This window comes from Pseudomonas sp. GM18 (genome assembly GCF_000282195.1).
Classification (GTDB): Bacteria; Pseudomonadota; Gammaproteobacteria; order Pseudomonadales; family Pseudomonadaceae; genus Aquipseudomonas.
Genome location: NZ_AKJT01000031.1, coordinates 84,082 through 99,279 on the forward strand (window position 1 = coordinate 84,082; position 15,198 = coordinate 99,279).

The following is a 15,198-nucleotide window of genomic DNA, read 5'->3' on the forward strand; positions in this document are numbered from 1 at the left end:
CCCGTGCCCCTTCGGTAGGATGGTGGTTATCCGTTCAAGGAGCGTTCAAACATGTTCATCGGCGTCCTGCTGGTCATCACTTGGCTGATTCTGCTGCTGCGCTACCCGGCCAAGGCCGTGCCGGTTTCAGTGGCAGCCGCTGTCGGACTGGGCCTGGTGGCAACGTGGGTGTTCTGGATGGACAACCGCGAGATCAAGCAACTGGCACGCCTTGAGCTGCGCATCACCTACGCGCCCGAGCACTGCCCGGCAGACCGGCCGTTGAAGCTGACGATGAACAACGGCAACGACGTGCCACTGACCGAGTTGCGCTGGCGCATCGCCGCTTATGCGCCGGGCGATACGGTGAACCTGGCCGACAATCAATACGCCGCACCCCGTTATCGCGGCCCCGGCGAATTGCAGGCCGGCGGCAATTGGGAAGACTGCTTGCCGCTACCGCCCTTGCGCCCCGGCTACCGCCCGCAAACCCTGGAGTTTCGCGCCGAACGGTTGCAGGGTAGTTTCTCCGACTGATCCCCCTTTTTCTTTTGCACAAGGACCGCGCCATGCCTGTTGCGTTGATTACCGGTTGTTCCAGCGGCATTGGCCGTGCCCTCGCCGAAGCCTTCAAAAGTGCCGGTTACAAAGTTTGGGCCAGCGCCCGCAAGGCTGAAGACGTGGCGGCTCTGACAGCCGCCGGTTTCACCGCCGTACAACTGGATGTCAACGATGGCCCGGCGCTCGAACAGTTGAGCGAACGGATCAATCAGCAGCATGGCGGCCTCGATGTGCTGATCAACAATGCCGGTTACGGCGCCATGGGGCCGCTGCTCGATGGCGGCGTGCCGGCCATGCAGCGCCAGTTCGAAACCAACGTGTTCGCGATTGTCGGCGTCACTCGCGCAATGTTCCCGGTACTGCGTCGCGCCCGAGGGCTGGTGGTAAACATCGGCAGCGTTTCCGGGGTTCTGGTCACGCCGTTTGCCGGTGCCTACTGCGCCTCGAAAGCCGCCGTGCATGCCTTGAGCGATGCGTTGCGCATGGAACTGGCGCCGTTCGGCGTACGGGTCATGGAAGTTCAGCCTGGGGCCATCGCCTCCAGCTTCGCGAAGAATGCCGGCCACGAAGCCGAGCAACTGATCACCGAACAATCACCGTGGTTTCCGCTGCGTGAAGGTATTCGTGCACGGGCCAAGGCCTCTCAGGATAAACCGACGCCGGCCAGTGAATTTGCCGCCGGCTTGCTCAAGGCTGTGCAGCAGAGCAAAACGCCGCGTCTGGTGCGCCTGGGTAACGGCAGCCGGGCGTTGCCGTTGATGGCGGGGTTGTTGCCGAAAGGGTTGCTGGAGTCGGGGTTGATGAAGCGGTTCGGGTTGACTGGGCAGTTGTAAGCAAATACAGCCTGCACCTGATAAAACGCCAAGGGGATGCCATAATCGGCGCCTTCGAATAAACCGACTGACCCCAAAAGGGTAACGTGATGGAAATCAAAAAAATCCGACTGAGTAATGTCGGCCGTTTTACCGACCTGGAAGTCGCCTTTGCGCCTACCCCGACACATCCTTCGAATGTGACGGTGTTTGTAGGTAACAACGGTGCTGGTAAAACTACGATTTTGAAGTCGCTGGCGACATCGCTCAGTTGGTTGGTGGCGAGAATCAGGACGGAGAATGGGAGTGGAAGTCCGATTCCCGAGGACGCCATCAACGATGAGGCTTCGACTGCTGTCATTGAGATCTTTGTTGATGTGACCTATCCGGACGCAACACCACCAGTCAAACACTTTGACTGGACACTTGCACGATCGAAAAGAGGTCGTAAGCCCACTAGAACCAGCAAGCTTTCTGACGCGACTCAACTAGCGGAAGGCTACAGAGAATACCTATCTTATATTGATCAAACCGTTTCACTTCCACTGATTGCCTATTACCCGGTGGAGCGTTCGGTGTTGGAGATCCCCTTGGGGACAAAAACTCAACGCAGCTATGATCAATTTGATGGGTATGACAACTCACTCAATAGGGGTGTCGACTTTGGCCGTTTTTTTGAATGGTTTCGCGACCGCGAGGACATTGAAAATGAAAATATCGGCTCAGCCATTATGTTCAGGGATCTACCCGAGACTTCTTCTCTGGCTACAGATGCATTGTTGGGTTACTTGAAAAAGGCATATACAGACTCGCGTGACCGTCAGCTAACAGCCGTCCGTTCTGCAGTTTCTGCCTTCATGACAGACTTCAAAAACCTCCGGGTGCTACGCAGACCTCGATTACATATGGCCATCGACAAGTCAGGCAAGACTCTAAATGTTGCTCAACTATCCCAAGGCGAAAAATCGTTGATGGCGTTGGTTGGGGATATTGCACGTCGATTGGCAATAATGAATCCGACACTGGAAAACCCGTTAGAAGGCAGGGGCGTAGTGTTGATTGATGAGGTCGACCTGCATTTACACCCTCAATGGCAACGTCGCCTCATCCATCAGTTGACCGAAACATTCCCCAACTGCCAGTTTATCCTGACGACTCACTCACCACTGGTCATCAGCGATAGCAAAAACGTCCTGTGCTACGTCCTGGATGACGGTGATCTGGTGGAGCAGAACGGGCTATACGGTCTGGACGCAAACCAGGTGCTGCTGGGTGTCATGAACACCGAAGTCCGTAACAAAGACGTTCAAGAGCGCCTTGATCGGTTGTTTGAGCTGTTGCAAGACAATCATCTGAAATCCGCAAAGGCGCTGTTTCAAGAACTGTCCAATGAGCTTCCGTCCGGGCATATCGAACTGGCCAAGGCTGCCCTGCTGATCCGCAAGCTGGAGATACGCAGTGCGTAAAATCCAGAAAGGCAATGAACCAGAGTCACTCAGGCAGTGGAAACGAACCCACCCTCAGCAACGATACACCGACCTCCCCCCTACGGAGCGTCAATCGATTCGTGCTGCTTGTCTTGAGGAACAACATGGGCTGTGTGCCTATTGCTGTCACGGCATCACACTCGAGAACGCTCACAACGAACATGTCGAGGCGCAAGACTCAGCCCCGAATCGAACTCTGGATTTTTCAAACATTGTTGCCAGCTGCAATCATTCAAAACAGTGTGGTGATGCTCACAAGTCCCAGTCTCTACCACTGACCTCCCTGATGGATGAATGCGAAACCGAGTTGAAGTTTTACCTCTCGGGCGCTGTAGAAGGCCTTACCCCCAGAGCAGCAAGCGCCATAAAAGTACTCAATCTTGGCGAGACACGTAAAAACAATCTGGCGTTGTTCAGTACTCGCAAAGCAATAATCGAATCACTGCTTTTCACACACAGCATTAAGCCCTCGGAACTCAGACTGGAAAGTGATGATGTTCTGTCGATCCTGCTTGAAGAGTTGCAACAACCTGATCAAAACAATCGGTTGCAGCCCTTCGCTCCAATACTCGTCAATGTCCTTCGTCAAATCCGGGACTGAGCACGTTGGTGACACATCCCTCGGAAGAAACCCATGACCGACTACACCGAATACTTTGACGAAGTGATCCAGGCCCACGTCGCCATCGAGCAATGGCTGGCCGAGGAGCGAGACCTGTCCGAGCTTGAGCAATTGCTGACGCGTTTTTCACCGCAGTTTTCCATGGTCTCGCCGTTGGGCCGGGTGCTGGATTTCGAGGCGTTGAATGAATTGTTTCTGCTGGCGGGCGGCAAGAAGCTCGGGTTCAGGATTGAGCTCAGCGAGTTGCGAGGTGTCGCGCTGTATGACGGTGGCGCAGTGGTCAGTTACCGCGAGCAACAGACCGATGCGACGGGGCTGCATTCTGATCGGCGGTCGACGGTTGTGTTTGAGAAACAGGCCGATGGCAAGGTGATTTGGCGGCATTTGCATGAGACGTTTTGCAAGGAGTGATACCGAGTCGCTATGGGTGCGACTCGGTCTTGCAGTCAGTGAACCACCACCGTACACGTAATCCCCGCCGCCAACAGCACCCCCTCCGGCACTTCATCAATGTGAATCCTTACCGGCACCCGCTGCGCCAGGCGCACCCAGTTAAACGTCGGGTTCACATCGGCGATCAACTCGCGGCTTTCCGGGTTATCGCGGTCGTAGATGCCGCGGGAAATGCTTTCCACATGCCCCTTGAGCACTTCGCCGCTCATCAATTGCATGTCGGCTTTATCGCCCACGCGTACATGGGGCAGTTTGGTTTCTTCGAAGAAGCCGTAGACCCAGAACGAGTTCATGTCGACCACGGCCATTTTCGCTTCGCCGATGCGCGCATAGTCACCGCGATGGACGTTGAGGTTGGTGACGTAGCCGTCCACCGCCGCCCGCACTTCGGTGCGTTGGAGGTTCAGTTCGGCGGCTTCCAGTTGCGCCTGGGCATGCTGGTAATCGGCCAGGGCCGAGTCGGCGATGTTGGTGGCGTCGTCGCGGTTTTCCCTGGAGATCACCAGGTTGTCGAGGTCGGCGCGGCGGTGGGCATTGACCTTGCGCATCTCCCACGTGGCCTTGCGCGAAGCTACCAGGCTCTGCGCCTGTTTCACCGCGAGGCGGTAGTGCTCGGGGTCGATGCGCATCAGCAGGTCGCCCTTTTTCACCAACTGGTTGTCGCGCACCGGCACCTCCACCACCTCACCAGTCACGTCGGCGGCGACGTTGATGATGTCGGCGCGCACCCGGCCGTCACGGGTCCAGGGCGTGTTCATGTAATGCACCCACAGGGTCCGGCCGATCCACAGGGCAAGGGCCAGCACCAGCAGAGTCGCGAGCAGGCTGAAAAGCTTTTTCATCAGGGCCTTCTTCAGTGATAGAGAGTCAACGGTAGACAGTCAGCGCCAAAGCGCCGAACAGACAGGTAAACAGGCTCAGGCGCAGCAGCGCCGGGTGCCAGAAGAAACGGTACAGATCGAACCCGGACAAGAACCGGTCCAGCGCCCAGGCCAGCGCCGCCGCAATGAAAAACATCAGGGTCATGGTCGGCATGTACACGCCGTGGAAGGCGATTTCACGAGGCATGTTCAAGTCCTTGAGGCTTGGCAGTGGTGGATGAGGCCAGCGGCGATTGCGGGTCGAGCAACGAGGTACGGATGAAGTGCAGGTAACTCTTCACCCGGCGCAAGGCAGAGGTATCGAAGTGCGGCGCGAAGGGTTCGTCAGTGGCCTGCACGCAGCCGATCGCGTGGTCGACTGCGGCCAGCGCCCGCTCCAGATTGCTCTGGCCCGGTTGCAGAAACAGCCGCACCAGCGAACGGCCCATCACCCGGATGGACTGGCGCCACGGCTGGGATTCGGCATACGCCGGGTGCACCGGCAATATCGCTTGTTCCTTGCGCAACTCGATAATCGCGTGGCCGACTTCCAGCACCACCAGCATCCAGCGCAACAAGTCCCGCTGCACCTGCGGCTGCCCCACGGCGAGGCCATAGGCCTGATGCAGCAAGTCCCGCGTGCGACTTTCAAAACTCGACGCCAGGCCTTTGAGTTTGCCGCTGATGGCGTACACCACTTGCCCGCGCAAATCCTGCTCCAGCCGCCGCCACAACCAGCGGCTGTTGGGCGGCAGAATGATTGCCCCGGCCGCCGCGCACACCAGCATGCCCATGATCATGGCGATGTAGTCGTTGATGAAGGCGTAAGGGTTGTAGACCGTGAGGTTGTCCGGCACGGAACCGGTGCTGAAGAAGATCAGCAACCCCAGGCCAACCCCGGCGTATTGCGGCCGTGAAGTGAGGAACGATCCGAGCACGATCACCGGCGCGAGCATCACGCAGAGCAACGGAAAACCATCGATCCAGGGGAAGATGAAAAACATTTCGACGAAGCCGATCAGCGCCCCGAGCAACGTCCCGCAGGCCATCTGAAAGGCCATGCGTTTGGGGTTCGGTGTCGCCGCTGACAGGCCGACGGTGGCGGCGGCGATCAGGGTCATGGTCGCCCCGCTCGGCCACGCGGTGGCTACCCAATAACTGCCGAGGACCACAAGGATAAACGCTGCGCGAATGCCCGACGCCGCCGAGGCCAGCCAGTTGGTTTGCGGGGTGAAGGGCTCGTCCCAACGCTCCCGTTCGTGGCTGTGATCGGCCAGGGACGCGTGGGTCTGTGCATAACCGTGCAGGTCGTCGACGAAGCGATAAAGCAGTTCGTAGGCAGTGTGAAAATCCAGCTGCTCGGCGTCGCTCGGATCATTCTCCTGGAAGCTCGCCCGCAGCTTGCGCACCCGCGCCTGCAAGTTGTCCTTATAAGTCGCCAAGGCGCTGGCCAGGCGAGCGGCATCAGGGCTGGTCAGCGCACGGCCGCTGAAACCGTCGAGCACTTCGGCCAGGTCCTGCAACCCCGGCTTGATCGCCGCGACAACATGATCGGCGCTGCTACTGCGCAGGCGCTCGAGCAACTGATGCAGGGCATTGAAGCGCGTGGTGATGCCCATGAATTCGCTGTTCAAGCGACTGAGCCGCCCGTTGCGTCGACGCATGTGCGGGTCTTCGAACACCGTGACGCTGCGCAGTCCTTCCAGGCCCACTGCCTCGGCAATGAAGCGCACGTTGCTGGCTTCGAAAGCGTCCCGTTTGCTGCGACCGCGCAAACCATCAGTGACGAACAACGCAAACACACCGAAGCGCTGGTACAAGGCGTTGCGCATCGCCGCGCTGGCGGTTTGCGGCAGGATCGCGGCGCTGACCAACGTCGAGCAGAGAATCCCCAGGGAGATTTCCAGCACTCGCCAGACCGCGGCCATGAATGCGCCGTCCGGGTGGGCCAAGGCAGGCAGTCCGACCATCGCCGCCGTATAACCGGCGAGGACAAATCCGTAGGCGCGGAAGTTGCGACAACGCGCCGCGCCAGCCGTGCACAGGCCGACCCAGATCGCCAGCGAGCCGAGGAACAGTTCGGTGTTCTGCGCAAACAAGGCAATCAGCGCGACCATCACTGCTGACCCGGCGAGGGTGCCGAGGAAACGATAGAAACTCTTGGCGAACACCTGGCCGCTTTGCGGCTGCATGACGATGAACACGGTGATCATCGCGGTGCGCGGTTGCGGCAACTCCAGGCGCATGGCCAGCCACAGGGTCAGGAACGCGGCGAACAGCACTTTGAAAATGTAGACCCAGGTCACGCCATCGCTGCGCGCCCAGTCGAAGAAACCCCGGCGCCATTCAAGGGAATACAGCCAGCGCAAAGGTGCGGGCAAGGGAGTCATGAAATTTTGCTCAATGGTCTAGGGCTTGAGGAACTGTGGGTGTGCCTGAAACGTCGCGCTCACTTCAAAAGGTTTGGGGTTTTCGGGGGCTGGGTTTTCTCGGCATTCGGGACGTCGTCGCCCGCACCGAGCCCGCCGCCGAGCGCGGTCACCAGCTCAGCATGAGCACTCAACCGCGCAGCCTGAACCTGCTGCTGCACTTGCTGCTGCTTGAACAGCAAGGTCTGCGCATTGAGCACGTTGAGGTAATCGGTGAGCCCACGCTGATAAGCGATCATCGCGATGTCATAGGTCTTCTGCGCCGTGGCCACCGACTCAGCGGCGAAGGTCTGCTGCTTGTCCATCGACTCGCGGCGGATCAACTGGTCGGAGATGTTCTTCAGCGCATTGATCAGCGTCTGGTTGTATTTGGCCACGGCGATGTCATAACCGGCCGAGGCTTCCCCCAACTCCGCACGCAAACGACCGCCGTCAAAGATCGGCAATGTAATCGCAGGTCCCACGCTGTAGTTGAGCTTCTTGCCGGTCAGGAACTCCAGCGCACCGCCGCCAGTGGCCATGTAGCCGAGGCTGCCGACCAGATCGACGTTGGGGTAGAAGCCTGCGTGAGCGACATCGATGCCCCGCGCCTGGGCCGCCACTTGCCAGCGACTGGCAACCACGTCCGGGCGTTGACCGAGCAATTGCGCCGGCAGCGACGACGGCAGTTTCAATGCCGCTCCCAACGACAGCGTTGGCCGTTGCAACTGCGCGCCCTCCCCCGGCCCCTTACCGGCCAAGGCTGCGAGCTGGTTGCGGCTGAGGGCGATTTCTTCGTCCAGCGCATCGAGTTGGCGATGGGTTTCCGGTAGCGGCGTTTCAGCCTGGCTGACTTCGAAATGCGTGCCGATGCCGCCGTCCAGACGCTTTTGCGCCAGGTCGAGGATTTGCTGTTGCTGTTTCAAGGTCGCCGCGACGATGTCCCGTTGCGCGTAATGCAACGAGAGTTCGATGTAGGCGCGCACGATGTTGTTCTGCAGCTCGAGCTGCGCCTGCCGCGCCTCAGCGGCGCTCATGTGCGCCATGTCCACCGCTTGCTCGGTGGCATTGCTTTCGCGGCTCCAGAGGTCGAGGGCATAGCTGAAGCCCAGCGCGGCGTTGTTGTCCCAGGTGGTGGTGTTGGCCAACTCACCGGGGCCGTAGAACTGATCGGTGGGCCAGTTGTGGCGCTTGAGGGTCGATTGGCCATTAATCTGCAACGACTCGGCAGACTCGGCAACACCCGCCATGGACCGGGCCTGCCGCACTCGCGCGGCGGCCATGGCCATGCTCGGGCTGCCTTGCAGGGCGAGGTCGATCCAACGGTTCAGTTGCGAATCGCCGTAAGCTTGCCACCATTGGGCGGTGGGCCAGTGAGCGTCCTGGGCGGCGCTCTGGATGGCTTCGTCGGTGGCCAATGAATTGGCTTCCAGTGCCTTGCCTTGTGGGGCAATACCGCCAGTTCCAATGCAGCCGCTGATTGCCAGGGTTAAAGCCAAAACACTGAGCGTCTTGAGCGCTCTGTTGATGCGACGCGGCACTGCTGCGATTTCCTGAAAATAGGGAGGTGTAGAACGGGCGCAATTCTAGGGGGTGGGCCTGGTTGGCGATAAGCTGGGATTCCTGTGAATCTTTGTTACCGTTAACGAGATAATCCCTTGGTCGGGGTCTCAGTCTCTGAAACTTCGTGTCACAATTTGCCATTCGCCAAGAGAGCACCCCATGGACACTTTGCAAAACATGCGCGCCTTCAGTTACGTGGCCGAGGCCGGCAGCTTCACCGCCGCCGCCGTGCAACTCGACACCACCACGGCCAACGTCTCGCGCGCGGTCTCCAACCTGGAGGCCCACCTGCAAACCCGCCTGCTCAACCGCACCACCCGCCGCATCGCCCTGACCGAGGCCGGCAAGCGCTATCTGTTGCGCTGCGAGCAGATCCTGGCCTATGTCGAAGAAGCTGAAGCCGAGGCCAGCGACGCCCACGCGCGCCCGGCCGGGCAACTCAAGGTGCACACCATGACCGGCATCGGTCAGCACTTCGTGATCGACGCCATCGCCCGCTACCGCAAGACCCACCCGGACGTGACCTTCGACCTGACCATGGCCAACCGTGTGCCGGACCTGCTCGACGAGGGCTACGACGTGTCCATCGTGCTCGCCAGCGAACTGCCCGACTCGGGCTTCGTCTCCCAGCGTTTGGGCATCACCTACAGCATCGTTTGCGCATCGCCCGCCTATGTAAAAGCCAACGGCTGCGCGCAGAAGCCCAGCGATTTGCTGAACCATGCCTGCCTGCGCCTGGTGAGCCCGGTGATCCCGCTGGAGAAGTGGGCCTTCGACGGCCCTGATGGCCAGGAAATGGTCACCATCAACAGCTCACCGTTTTTGGTGAACTCGGCTGATGCGATGAAGACGGCGATCTCCAGTGGGATGGGGGTTGGGGTGTTGCCGGTGTATGCGGCGATTGAAGGGCTGCGCAACGGCACACTGGTGCGGGTGATGCCGAACTACCGCTCGCAGGAATTGAATCTGTACGCGATTTATCCTTCGCGGCAGTACTTGGATGCGAAGATCAAGACGTGGGTCGAGTACTTGCGTGGGTCGTTGCCGGAGATATTGGCGGCGCATCAGGCGGAATTGGCGGCGTATGAATTGAGTGGGAGTCTGGGCGGGGCTCGGCTGGCGAATTGAGGTGTGTGGATTGCTGGTTAGCCCAGCAGTCCAGCGTGCTTTCCGCACAGCCAATACGCACAAAGGCCAACAATTGAATAGGCAAACATCAGATTGGGAATGACGACCCAGCGTCGTAGGTGTAAAGGGAAATGCTTTATCTCCTCGATACAATGCGGATCGCTTCTCAGCAGGAATGCATCATCCTCACGAAGCATGGTCGAGAGATGAGTCAAGCGGTAATGACGCCCGTACAGACCATCACCCATGACCCGACGGTTGCGACCAACGAAGTAAGAGTCGTTGAGGTGAGATTCGAGTTCTTCGAGTTTAAAAAAACTGATGTACATCCGCAGCAGTGAAACGATAAAAACCAGGGCAAGAAAGCCGATCAGGATGGCTGTGTAGAGTAGTTTCAGGTCACTCATTGGGTTTGAAATTGTTGTACGCAAAGATACAAAACCACTCCAAAGCAACAGCAGTCCAGCGCTGAAGACCGCAACCCGCATCAGTTTTTTTGGAGTTTCAGCCCATTTTTTCAGGCGCTCCGGCAAGATTTCAGCCTCCATAAACGCATACGAATCCAACATCTGATGTTGATAGAAACTACCCGTTAAAGCGCCAATCAACCTAAGTCTGTTCATCCTTCCCAACGGGCCGTTACCCGCCGTCTTTCGATTGATACTCACCAGATGAGACGCGTTGAAGTGGCGTTCAATTTGGTCAAGTTTGAAATAGGCGCCAAATAATAAGAGGGTCTGACTGAGCAAAATCATCAGGAAAATAAGTACCCAGCCAATCAAATGCACATTCTCAGCGCCACTCATGGTTGCGTGAACTCATATATTTTCTCACCCAATTCTCCGCCGATTTCTGAGCCTTTGTTTCCCGTCACACTGGCGACAGCACCCGACACCAGCAGTGCACAAACGAGTCCACCAACACCCAATGTCTCCACACCTATTGCTGCACAAACTCCGTATTTCAGTACGCTACTCGCTACATATCCGGCGGCAACGCCTCCGCTAATACTTCCTGCCAACTTGCCTCCCTCCACAAATCTAGCTCGGGAGCATTCATCGTTGCTTCCACTGCGACATGCTTCACCAACCCTCATTGCTGCCGCGCCCATTGCCAATCCAATGCCAACATAGCCGCCTGCCTTCAAGTACTTCACCGCTCTGGATACGCCTTGAATATTTGTCGCATAGCCCGGCAGTTGGGTAGGGGCGCCAGCCTTGTTCCAATGGTGAATTGTTCTGCGCGTAGAAAGCCCCAATGCTCTTTTAAGCCTAGGATGATCAGGAATACCAGTGCCTTTACGTACTAGCGGGCCAAGGCTGGCATTGATCTTTGCCATCATCCGTTTGCGATGGGTGAAAAAATCCCTCGATCGCAAGTGGCCGTGCTGACCGTATTGTTGCTGGTGCAGTTTTTCTAACTCGATGAGCGTGCCTTTCAGATTTTCCAGGTGTTGGCCGACCATGAAGGACGCCACACCCAACGCCCCCGCCGACACCTCCAAAAATGGCTCAATCACTTCATGATTTTCGACCATGAACGAAGCCTCTTCTTCGCTCAGGTCCTTAAGCGCTTCGTTGACCTTTTCCGCCGCGATCATCATTTGCGCCTCTTCGCGGCGGCACATGTAATGCCGTGAATCGCTGAAAATCACCATTTGCCCCGGTTTCACCCGCCGCCGAGATGCCGATTGAGCGAGCGGAATTCCCGTCGCAGTGCATCGCTTGGCGGGTTTTCGTACAGCGAGCGCTCCAGAGCTTCGATGGTCATGGGCTGCTGAATAATGTGGAAGCCCGACTCCACGGGGTTTGGCAGGGCGAAGGCATGTTCTTCGACCAGATGCTGCGCCAGTGGCGGCTCAGGTTTGGGCTTGAAGACATTCCATGAAGCACCGCCGTTATCGGGATCGATGCGGGGCTTCACCATGACCCAATCACCGTTGCTAACGGCATTGATGAGTTTTTGCTGGTTGGCGGCCTGCATGTAGTTGGAGCTGTTAGCGCCGACCGCGCTTAGCAGGTCGTCGAAGCCTTGCAGGTCGTAGGGATAGCTCAGGGCCTGGCGCAAGTCGGCGACGGCTTGGTGGCTGTCTAGCACTTGGCCGTGTTGGCTGGTGAGTTGGTTTTGGGGGATGAGTCTGGTCACGCTCGTGTCCCGTTCCTTGGAAACGTGAGACTTTGGCGAGTGGACTCAAGGAGAGATGCCGGGCGAATCGTTTTTGCGTGTAGGGGAAGTCCGAGTTTTTTGATGGTGACGCTGGAGCTGCCGAAGGCTGCGATTTTTTGATCTTTGCGTCATTGATCGCGCCGCAAGATCAAAAGATCGTCCGAACGCGGCCCGAGCCTTCGGCAGCTCCTACAGACGGGGTGATTTTTGAGGGCGTTTCCGACAGGTTTTGACGGTTGTTGCGTCGGAAGCGAAGTGGGTAGGCTTTGTGGGTCGCTGCCAAATCAGCGATCAGGTCTGGAAAACCTGGCGAACACTGACCACAGCCCATGGCATACTGCGGCGCTTTTTTCTGCAGGCAAATCCTTGTTATGGCGGCTGTGCGCGGGAGACCTTCGGGTCTGCCGGTTTTTGGTGAGTGTACCGGTTTTTCCAGTCCGCGCATGGCTGCCACCCCTTTCGTCTGGAAAACGAAAGATGGCAGTTCCACTTCACTTGCCATTGAGTAACTTCCGCATGATTAAAGAAACACCGAACCCTCCGGAAACCGACGACGTTTCGCCCTACGAATCCCTCGATTCGAAAAAACTCAACGAAGCCGCCGAACGGGCGCTCGACCACTACCTCAAGCCACCGCCCAAACAACCCGAAGGCCGCAAGCCAAGCAGGATGTTCATGGTCGCGCCAGACATGGATAACGAAAGCCTGCTCGCCCATGTCTGCGAATCCCTGGCCTCGGCCAGCGTCATGACCAGCGACATTGCCGCGTATGTCGAAGCCCCACAGCGGCATACGCTCCTGGCGATTCAGCAGGTCATCATGTTGGCCGAGCTGGCGGTGAATCGGGTGCTGGATAACGTCGACGTACCAAAACCTGCGCCACAAAGCTGATCCATTGTGGGAGCGGCGATGCGGCGATCCGACTTGCTCGCTCCCACAATAGTTGGACGGCGGACACCCGCAGGCACTCGCACCCAACCCGCGAAGAATGTTAGCTTGCTTGGCAATCTCCACGCCCGACGAGCCCCTCTCCAATGAAAAAAACCGTCCTCGCCTTCAGCCGCATCACCCCGCCGATGATCGAACGCCTGCAACAGGATTTCGACGTGATCGTGCCAAACCCGAAAAACGGCGACATTGCCGCCCAGTTCAACGAAGCCCTGCCCCACGCCCATGGCCTGATCGGCGTCGGTCGCAAACTCGGCCGGGCGCAACTGGAGAACGCGGCCAAACTCGAAGTGGTGTCCAGCGTCTCCGTCGGCTACGACAATTACGACCTCGCCTACTTCAACGAACGCGGGATCATGCTCACCAACACCCCCGACGTGCTCACCGAAAGCACCGCCGACCTGGCCTTCGCCTTGCTCATGAGCAGCGCCCGCCGCGTCGCCGAGCTGGACGCCTGGACCAAGGCTGGCCAATGGCAAGCCACCGTCGGCGCGCCGTTGTTCGGTAGCGATGTGCATGGCAAAACCTTGGGCATCGTCGGCATGGGCAACATCGGCGCGGCCATTGCCCGTCGCGGTCGACTGGGCTTCAACATGCCGGTTATCTACAGCGGCAACAGCCGCAAGACCGAACTGGAACAGGAACTCGGCGCGCAGTTCCGTAGCCTGGATCAACTGTTGGCCGAAGCCGATTTCGTTTGCCTGGTGGTGCCACTCAGCGAAAAAACCAAACATCTGATCAGCCACCGCGAACTGGCGTTGATGAAGCCGAGCGCCATTCTGGTGAACATCGCCCGCGGCCCGGTGGTGGACGAGCCGGCGCTGATCGAAGCGCTGCAAAACAACCGGATTCGTGGCGCCGGGCTGGACGTTTACGAAAAAGAACCACTGGTTGAATCACCACTATTCCAACTGAAAAACGCCGTGACTCTGCCGCACATCGGCTCGGCCACACACGAAACCCGTGAAGCCATGGCCAACCGTGCGTTGGCCAACTTGCGCAGTGCCTTGCTGGGTGAACGACCGCAGGATCTGGTGAATCCACAAGTGTGGAAAGGCTGATCAAAACGGGCAGGTGTTTTAAACGCCTGCCCGCTCTCGGCATATTGTCGACTTCATATTGCCGCTGTTGATTGATATCGCTATCAGAATCGAGCGCTGAGTTGTTCAACGCTCGATCAAAACATCAGGCCAACTTGCCGCTTCCCTGCACCATCGGTGCCTTGGGTTTACGAAACACCAGCACGTTGCCCAACATCACCAACACCAACCCCACCAGTGCCGGCGCTGTCCATTGATAACCCTCGGCAAACGCCGACACATTCAGCGCCACCACCGGGAACAACACAGTGCAGTACGCCGCCCGCTCCGGCCCCATGCGGCCCACCAGCGTCAGGTAGGCGGTGAAGCCGATCACCGAGCCCGGTATCACCAGATACAGCAACGAGCCGATGTAACGGGCGTTCCATTCCATGTCGAACGGGATACCTTTGACCAGGCACCACACCGACAACATCGCCGCGCCGTAAGCCATGCCCCAGGCGTTGGTGGTCAGGGGTTTGAGGCCGGCCTTCTGTTGCAGGCTCGAGAGCATGTTGCCCGCCGAGAAGCACAAGGTTCCGAGCAACGCCAGAGCCAACCCGAGCAAGGTTTGCGGGCTGGCGGTATGACCGGCCAGCTCCGGCCAGAACAACAAACCAAGGCCGAGCAAGCCCAACGCGCCGCCCATCAGCACGTTGCGGGCGATTTTCTGGCCGAAGAACACCCGCGCATTGAAGGCGTTCCACAGGGTGGCGGTGGAAAACACCACGGCGACCAGACCGCTGGGGATCCATTGGCTGGCGGTGAGGAAGCACATGAAATTGATGCAGAACAGGCACAGCCCCTGCGCCAGGCAAATCAGATGACCGCGACGGTTCATCACTTGCAGACGCCGGCTAAGCAACAACATCACGAACAGCACCAGCGCGGCGAGGCCGAAGCGATAGACGATCGACACCGGAATCGCCACCACGCCCAATTGCCATTTCAAGGCTATCCAGGTGGTGCCCCAGATCAACACGGTCAGCAGGTATAACGAGAGGTTCATGGTGAAGGCTCCTGAATAGGCCTTCAGTGTCCGGCGTGACAGCCTTTTGCACTTGCATAAACTTGCGCTTTTGTCGGTCGGCAGGCTGGCAGGCCAGCGTCTACGGAGTAGGATGCAAGGCGT

Annotated in this window: 17 protein-coding genes; 8 read left to right on the forward strand and 9 right to left on the reverse strand. The window is 58.4% G+C overall.

Translation table 11 applies throughout. From position 1 onward, the window contains the following. Nucleotides 1-51: 51 nt before the first annotated feature. The 5 genes from PMI21_RS19595 to PMI21_RS19575 all read left to right on the forward strand — a co-directional run bounded on the left by PMI21_RS19595 (nucleotide 52) and on the right by PMI21_RS19575 (nucleotide 3,872). On the forward strand, nucleotides 52-516 hold the full coding sequence (locus tag PMI21_RS19595; RefSeq protein WP_007936330.1) for a hypothetical protein: 465 nt from the start codon (nucleotides 52-54) through the stop codon (nucleotides 514-516). Between the two features lie 32 nt (nucleotides 517-548). Further along, entirely contained in the window at nucleotides 549-1,373 is an 825-nt protein-coding gene (locus PMI21_RS19590) for an SDR family oxidoreductase (protein WP_007936331.1), read from the forward strand. 89 nt (nucleotides 1,374-1,462) lie between these two features. Continuing rightward, the gene (locus PMI21_RS19585; RefSeq protein WP_007936332.1) at nucleotides 1,463-2,818 is read left to right on the forward strand and encodes an AAA family ATPase; all 1,356 of its coding nucleotides are present in this window, start codon (nucleotides 1,463-1,465) and stop codon (nucleotides 2,816-2,818) included. Then, nucleotides 2,811-3,440, forward strand: coding sequence for a retron system putative HNH endonuclease (locus PMI21_RS19580; protein ID WP_007936333.1), 630 nt, complete (start codon nucleotides 2,811-2,813; stop codon nucleotides 3,438-3,440). The genes PMI21_RS19585 and PMI21_RS19580 overlap by 8 nt, the downstream gene beginning before the upstream one ends. 33 nt (nucleotides 3,441-3,473) lie before the next feature. Further along, on the forward strand, nucleotides 3,474-3,872 hold the full coding sequence (locus PMI21_RS19575) for a DUF4440 domain-containing protein (protein WP_007936334.1): 399 nt from the start codon (nucleotides 3,474-3,476) through the stop codon (nucleotides 3,870-3,872). Nucleotides 3,873-3,907: 35 nt separating this feature from the next. On the opposite strand, the gene PMI21_RS19570 is transcribed toward PMI21_RS19575, so the two are convergent. From PMI21_RS19570 to PMI21_RS19555, 4 genes are read right to left on the reverse strand one after another with little or no spacing between them, the layout of a single operon-like run. Beyond that, complete coding sequence (locus PMI21_RS19570; RefSeq protein ID WP_007936335.1) at nucleotides 3,908-4,756, reverse strand: efflux RND transporter periplasmic adaptor subunit; 849 nt, start codon at nucleotides 4,754-4,756, stop codon at nucleotides 3,908-3,910. 25 nt (nucleotides 4,757-4,781) lie between these two features. Next, nucleotides 4,782-4,982 (reverse strand): DUF1656 domain-containing protein, encoded by a 201-nt coding sequence (locus PMI21_RS19565; protein WP_007896379.1) that lies wholly within the window; start codon nucleotides 4,980-4,982, stop codon nucleotides 4,782-4,784. Next, a complete protein-coding gene (locus PMI21_RS19560; protein WP_007936337.1) occupies nucleotides 4,972-7,164 on the reverse strand; it encodes an FUSC family protein in 2,193 nt (730 codons plus the stop codon). The genes PMI21_RS19565 and PMI21_RS19560 overlap by 11 nt, the downstream gene beginning before the upstream one ends. Before the next feature lie 59 nt (nucleotides 7,165-7,223). Then, on the reverse strand, nucleotides 7,224-8,723 hold the full coding sequence (locus tag PMI21_RS19555) for an efflux transporter outer membrane subunit (protein ID WP_007936339.1): 1,500 nt from the start codon (nucleotides 8,721-8,723) through the stop codon (nucleotides 7,224-7,226). Nucleotides 8,724-8,904: 181 nt separating this feature from the next. Between PMI21_RS19555 and PMI21_RS19550 the strand changes: the two genes are divergently transcribed. Further along, nucleotides 8,905-9,873: a LysR family transcriptional regulator gene (locus PMI21_RS19550; protein ID WP_007936341.1), complete on the forward strand. Its 969-nt coding sequence runs from the start codon at nucleotides 8,905-8,907 to the stop codon at nucleotides 9,871-9,873. Nucleotides 9,874-9,890: 17 nt separating this feature from the next. On the opposite strand, the gene PMI21_RS19545 is transcribed toward PMI21_RS19550, so the two are convergent. From PMI21_RS19545 to PMI21_RS29465, 4 genes are all read right to left on the reverse strand, one after another. Beyond that, nucleotides 9,891-10,679 (reverse strand): hypothetical protein, encoded by a 789-nt coding sequence (locus PMI21_RS19545; RefSeq protein WP_007936342.1) that lies wholly within the window; start codon nucleotides 10,677-10,679, stop codon nucleotides 9,891-9,893. Beyond that, on the reverse strand, nucleotides 10,676-11,476 hold the full coding sequence (locus tag PMI21_RS19540; protein ID WP_007936346.1) for a hypothetical protein: 801 nt from the start codon (nucleotides 11,474-11,476) through the stop codon (nucleotides 10,676-10,678). The genes PMI21_RS19545 and PMI21_RS19540 overlap by 4 nt, the downstream gene beginning before the upstream one ends. Before the next feature lie 65 nt (nucleotides 11,477-11,541). Next, on the reverse strand, nucleotides 11,542-12,018 hold the full coding sequence (locus PMI21_RS28435) for a hypothetical protein (protein WP_007936348.1): 477 nt from the start codon (nucleotides 12,016-12,018) through the stop codon (nucleotides 11,542-11,544). A gap of 169 nt (nucleotides 12,019-12,187) precedes the next feature. Next, nucleotides 12,188-12,484 carry a hypothetical protein gene (locus PMI21_RS29465; protein ID WP_157214296.1) on the reverse strand — a complete coding sequence of 99 codons (297 nt, stop codon included), beginning with the start codon at nucleotides 12,482-12,484 and terminating at the stop codon, nucleotides 12,188-12,190. A gap of 71 nt (nucleotides 12,485-12,555) precedes the next feature. On the opposite strand from PMI21_RS29465, the gene PMI21_RS19535 reads away from it, so the two are divergent. Both PMI21_RS19535 and PMI21_RS19530 read left to right on the forward strand, forming a co-directional pair. Beyond that, complete coding sequence (locus PMI21_RS19535) at nucleotides 12,556-12,930, forward strand: DUF6124 family protein (RefSeq protein WP_007936350.1); 375 nt, start codon at nucleotides 12,556-12,558, stop codon at nucleotides 12,928-12,930. Between the two features lie 143 nt (nucleotides 12,931-13,073). Beyond that, nucleotides 13,074-14,048, forward strand: coding sequence for a 2-hydroxyacid dehydrogenase (locus tag PMI21_RS19530; RefSeq protein WP_007936351.1), 975 nt, complete (start codon nucleotides 13,074-13,076; stop codon nucleotides 14,046-14,048). A gap of 124 nt (nucleotides 14,049-14,172) precedes the next feature. On the opposite strand, the gene PMI21_RS19525 is transcribed toward PMI21_RS19530, so the two are convergent. Then, nucleotides 14,173-15,075, reverse strand: coding sequence for a DMT family transporter (locus PMI21_RS19525; protein WP_007936352.1), 903 nt, complete (start codon nucleotides 15,073-15,075; stop codon nucleotides 14,173-14,175). Between the last annotated feature and the right edge of the window lie 123 nt (nucleotides 15,076-15,198).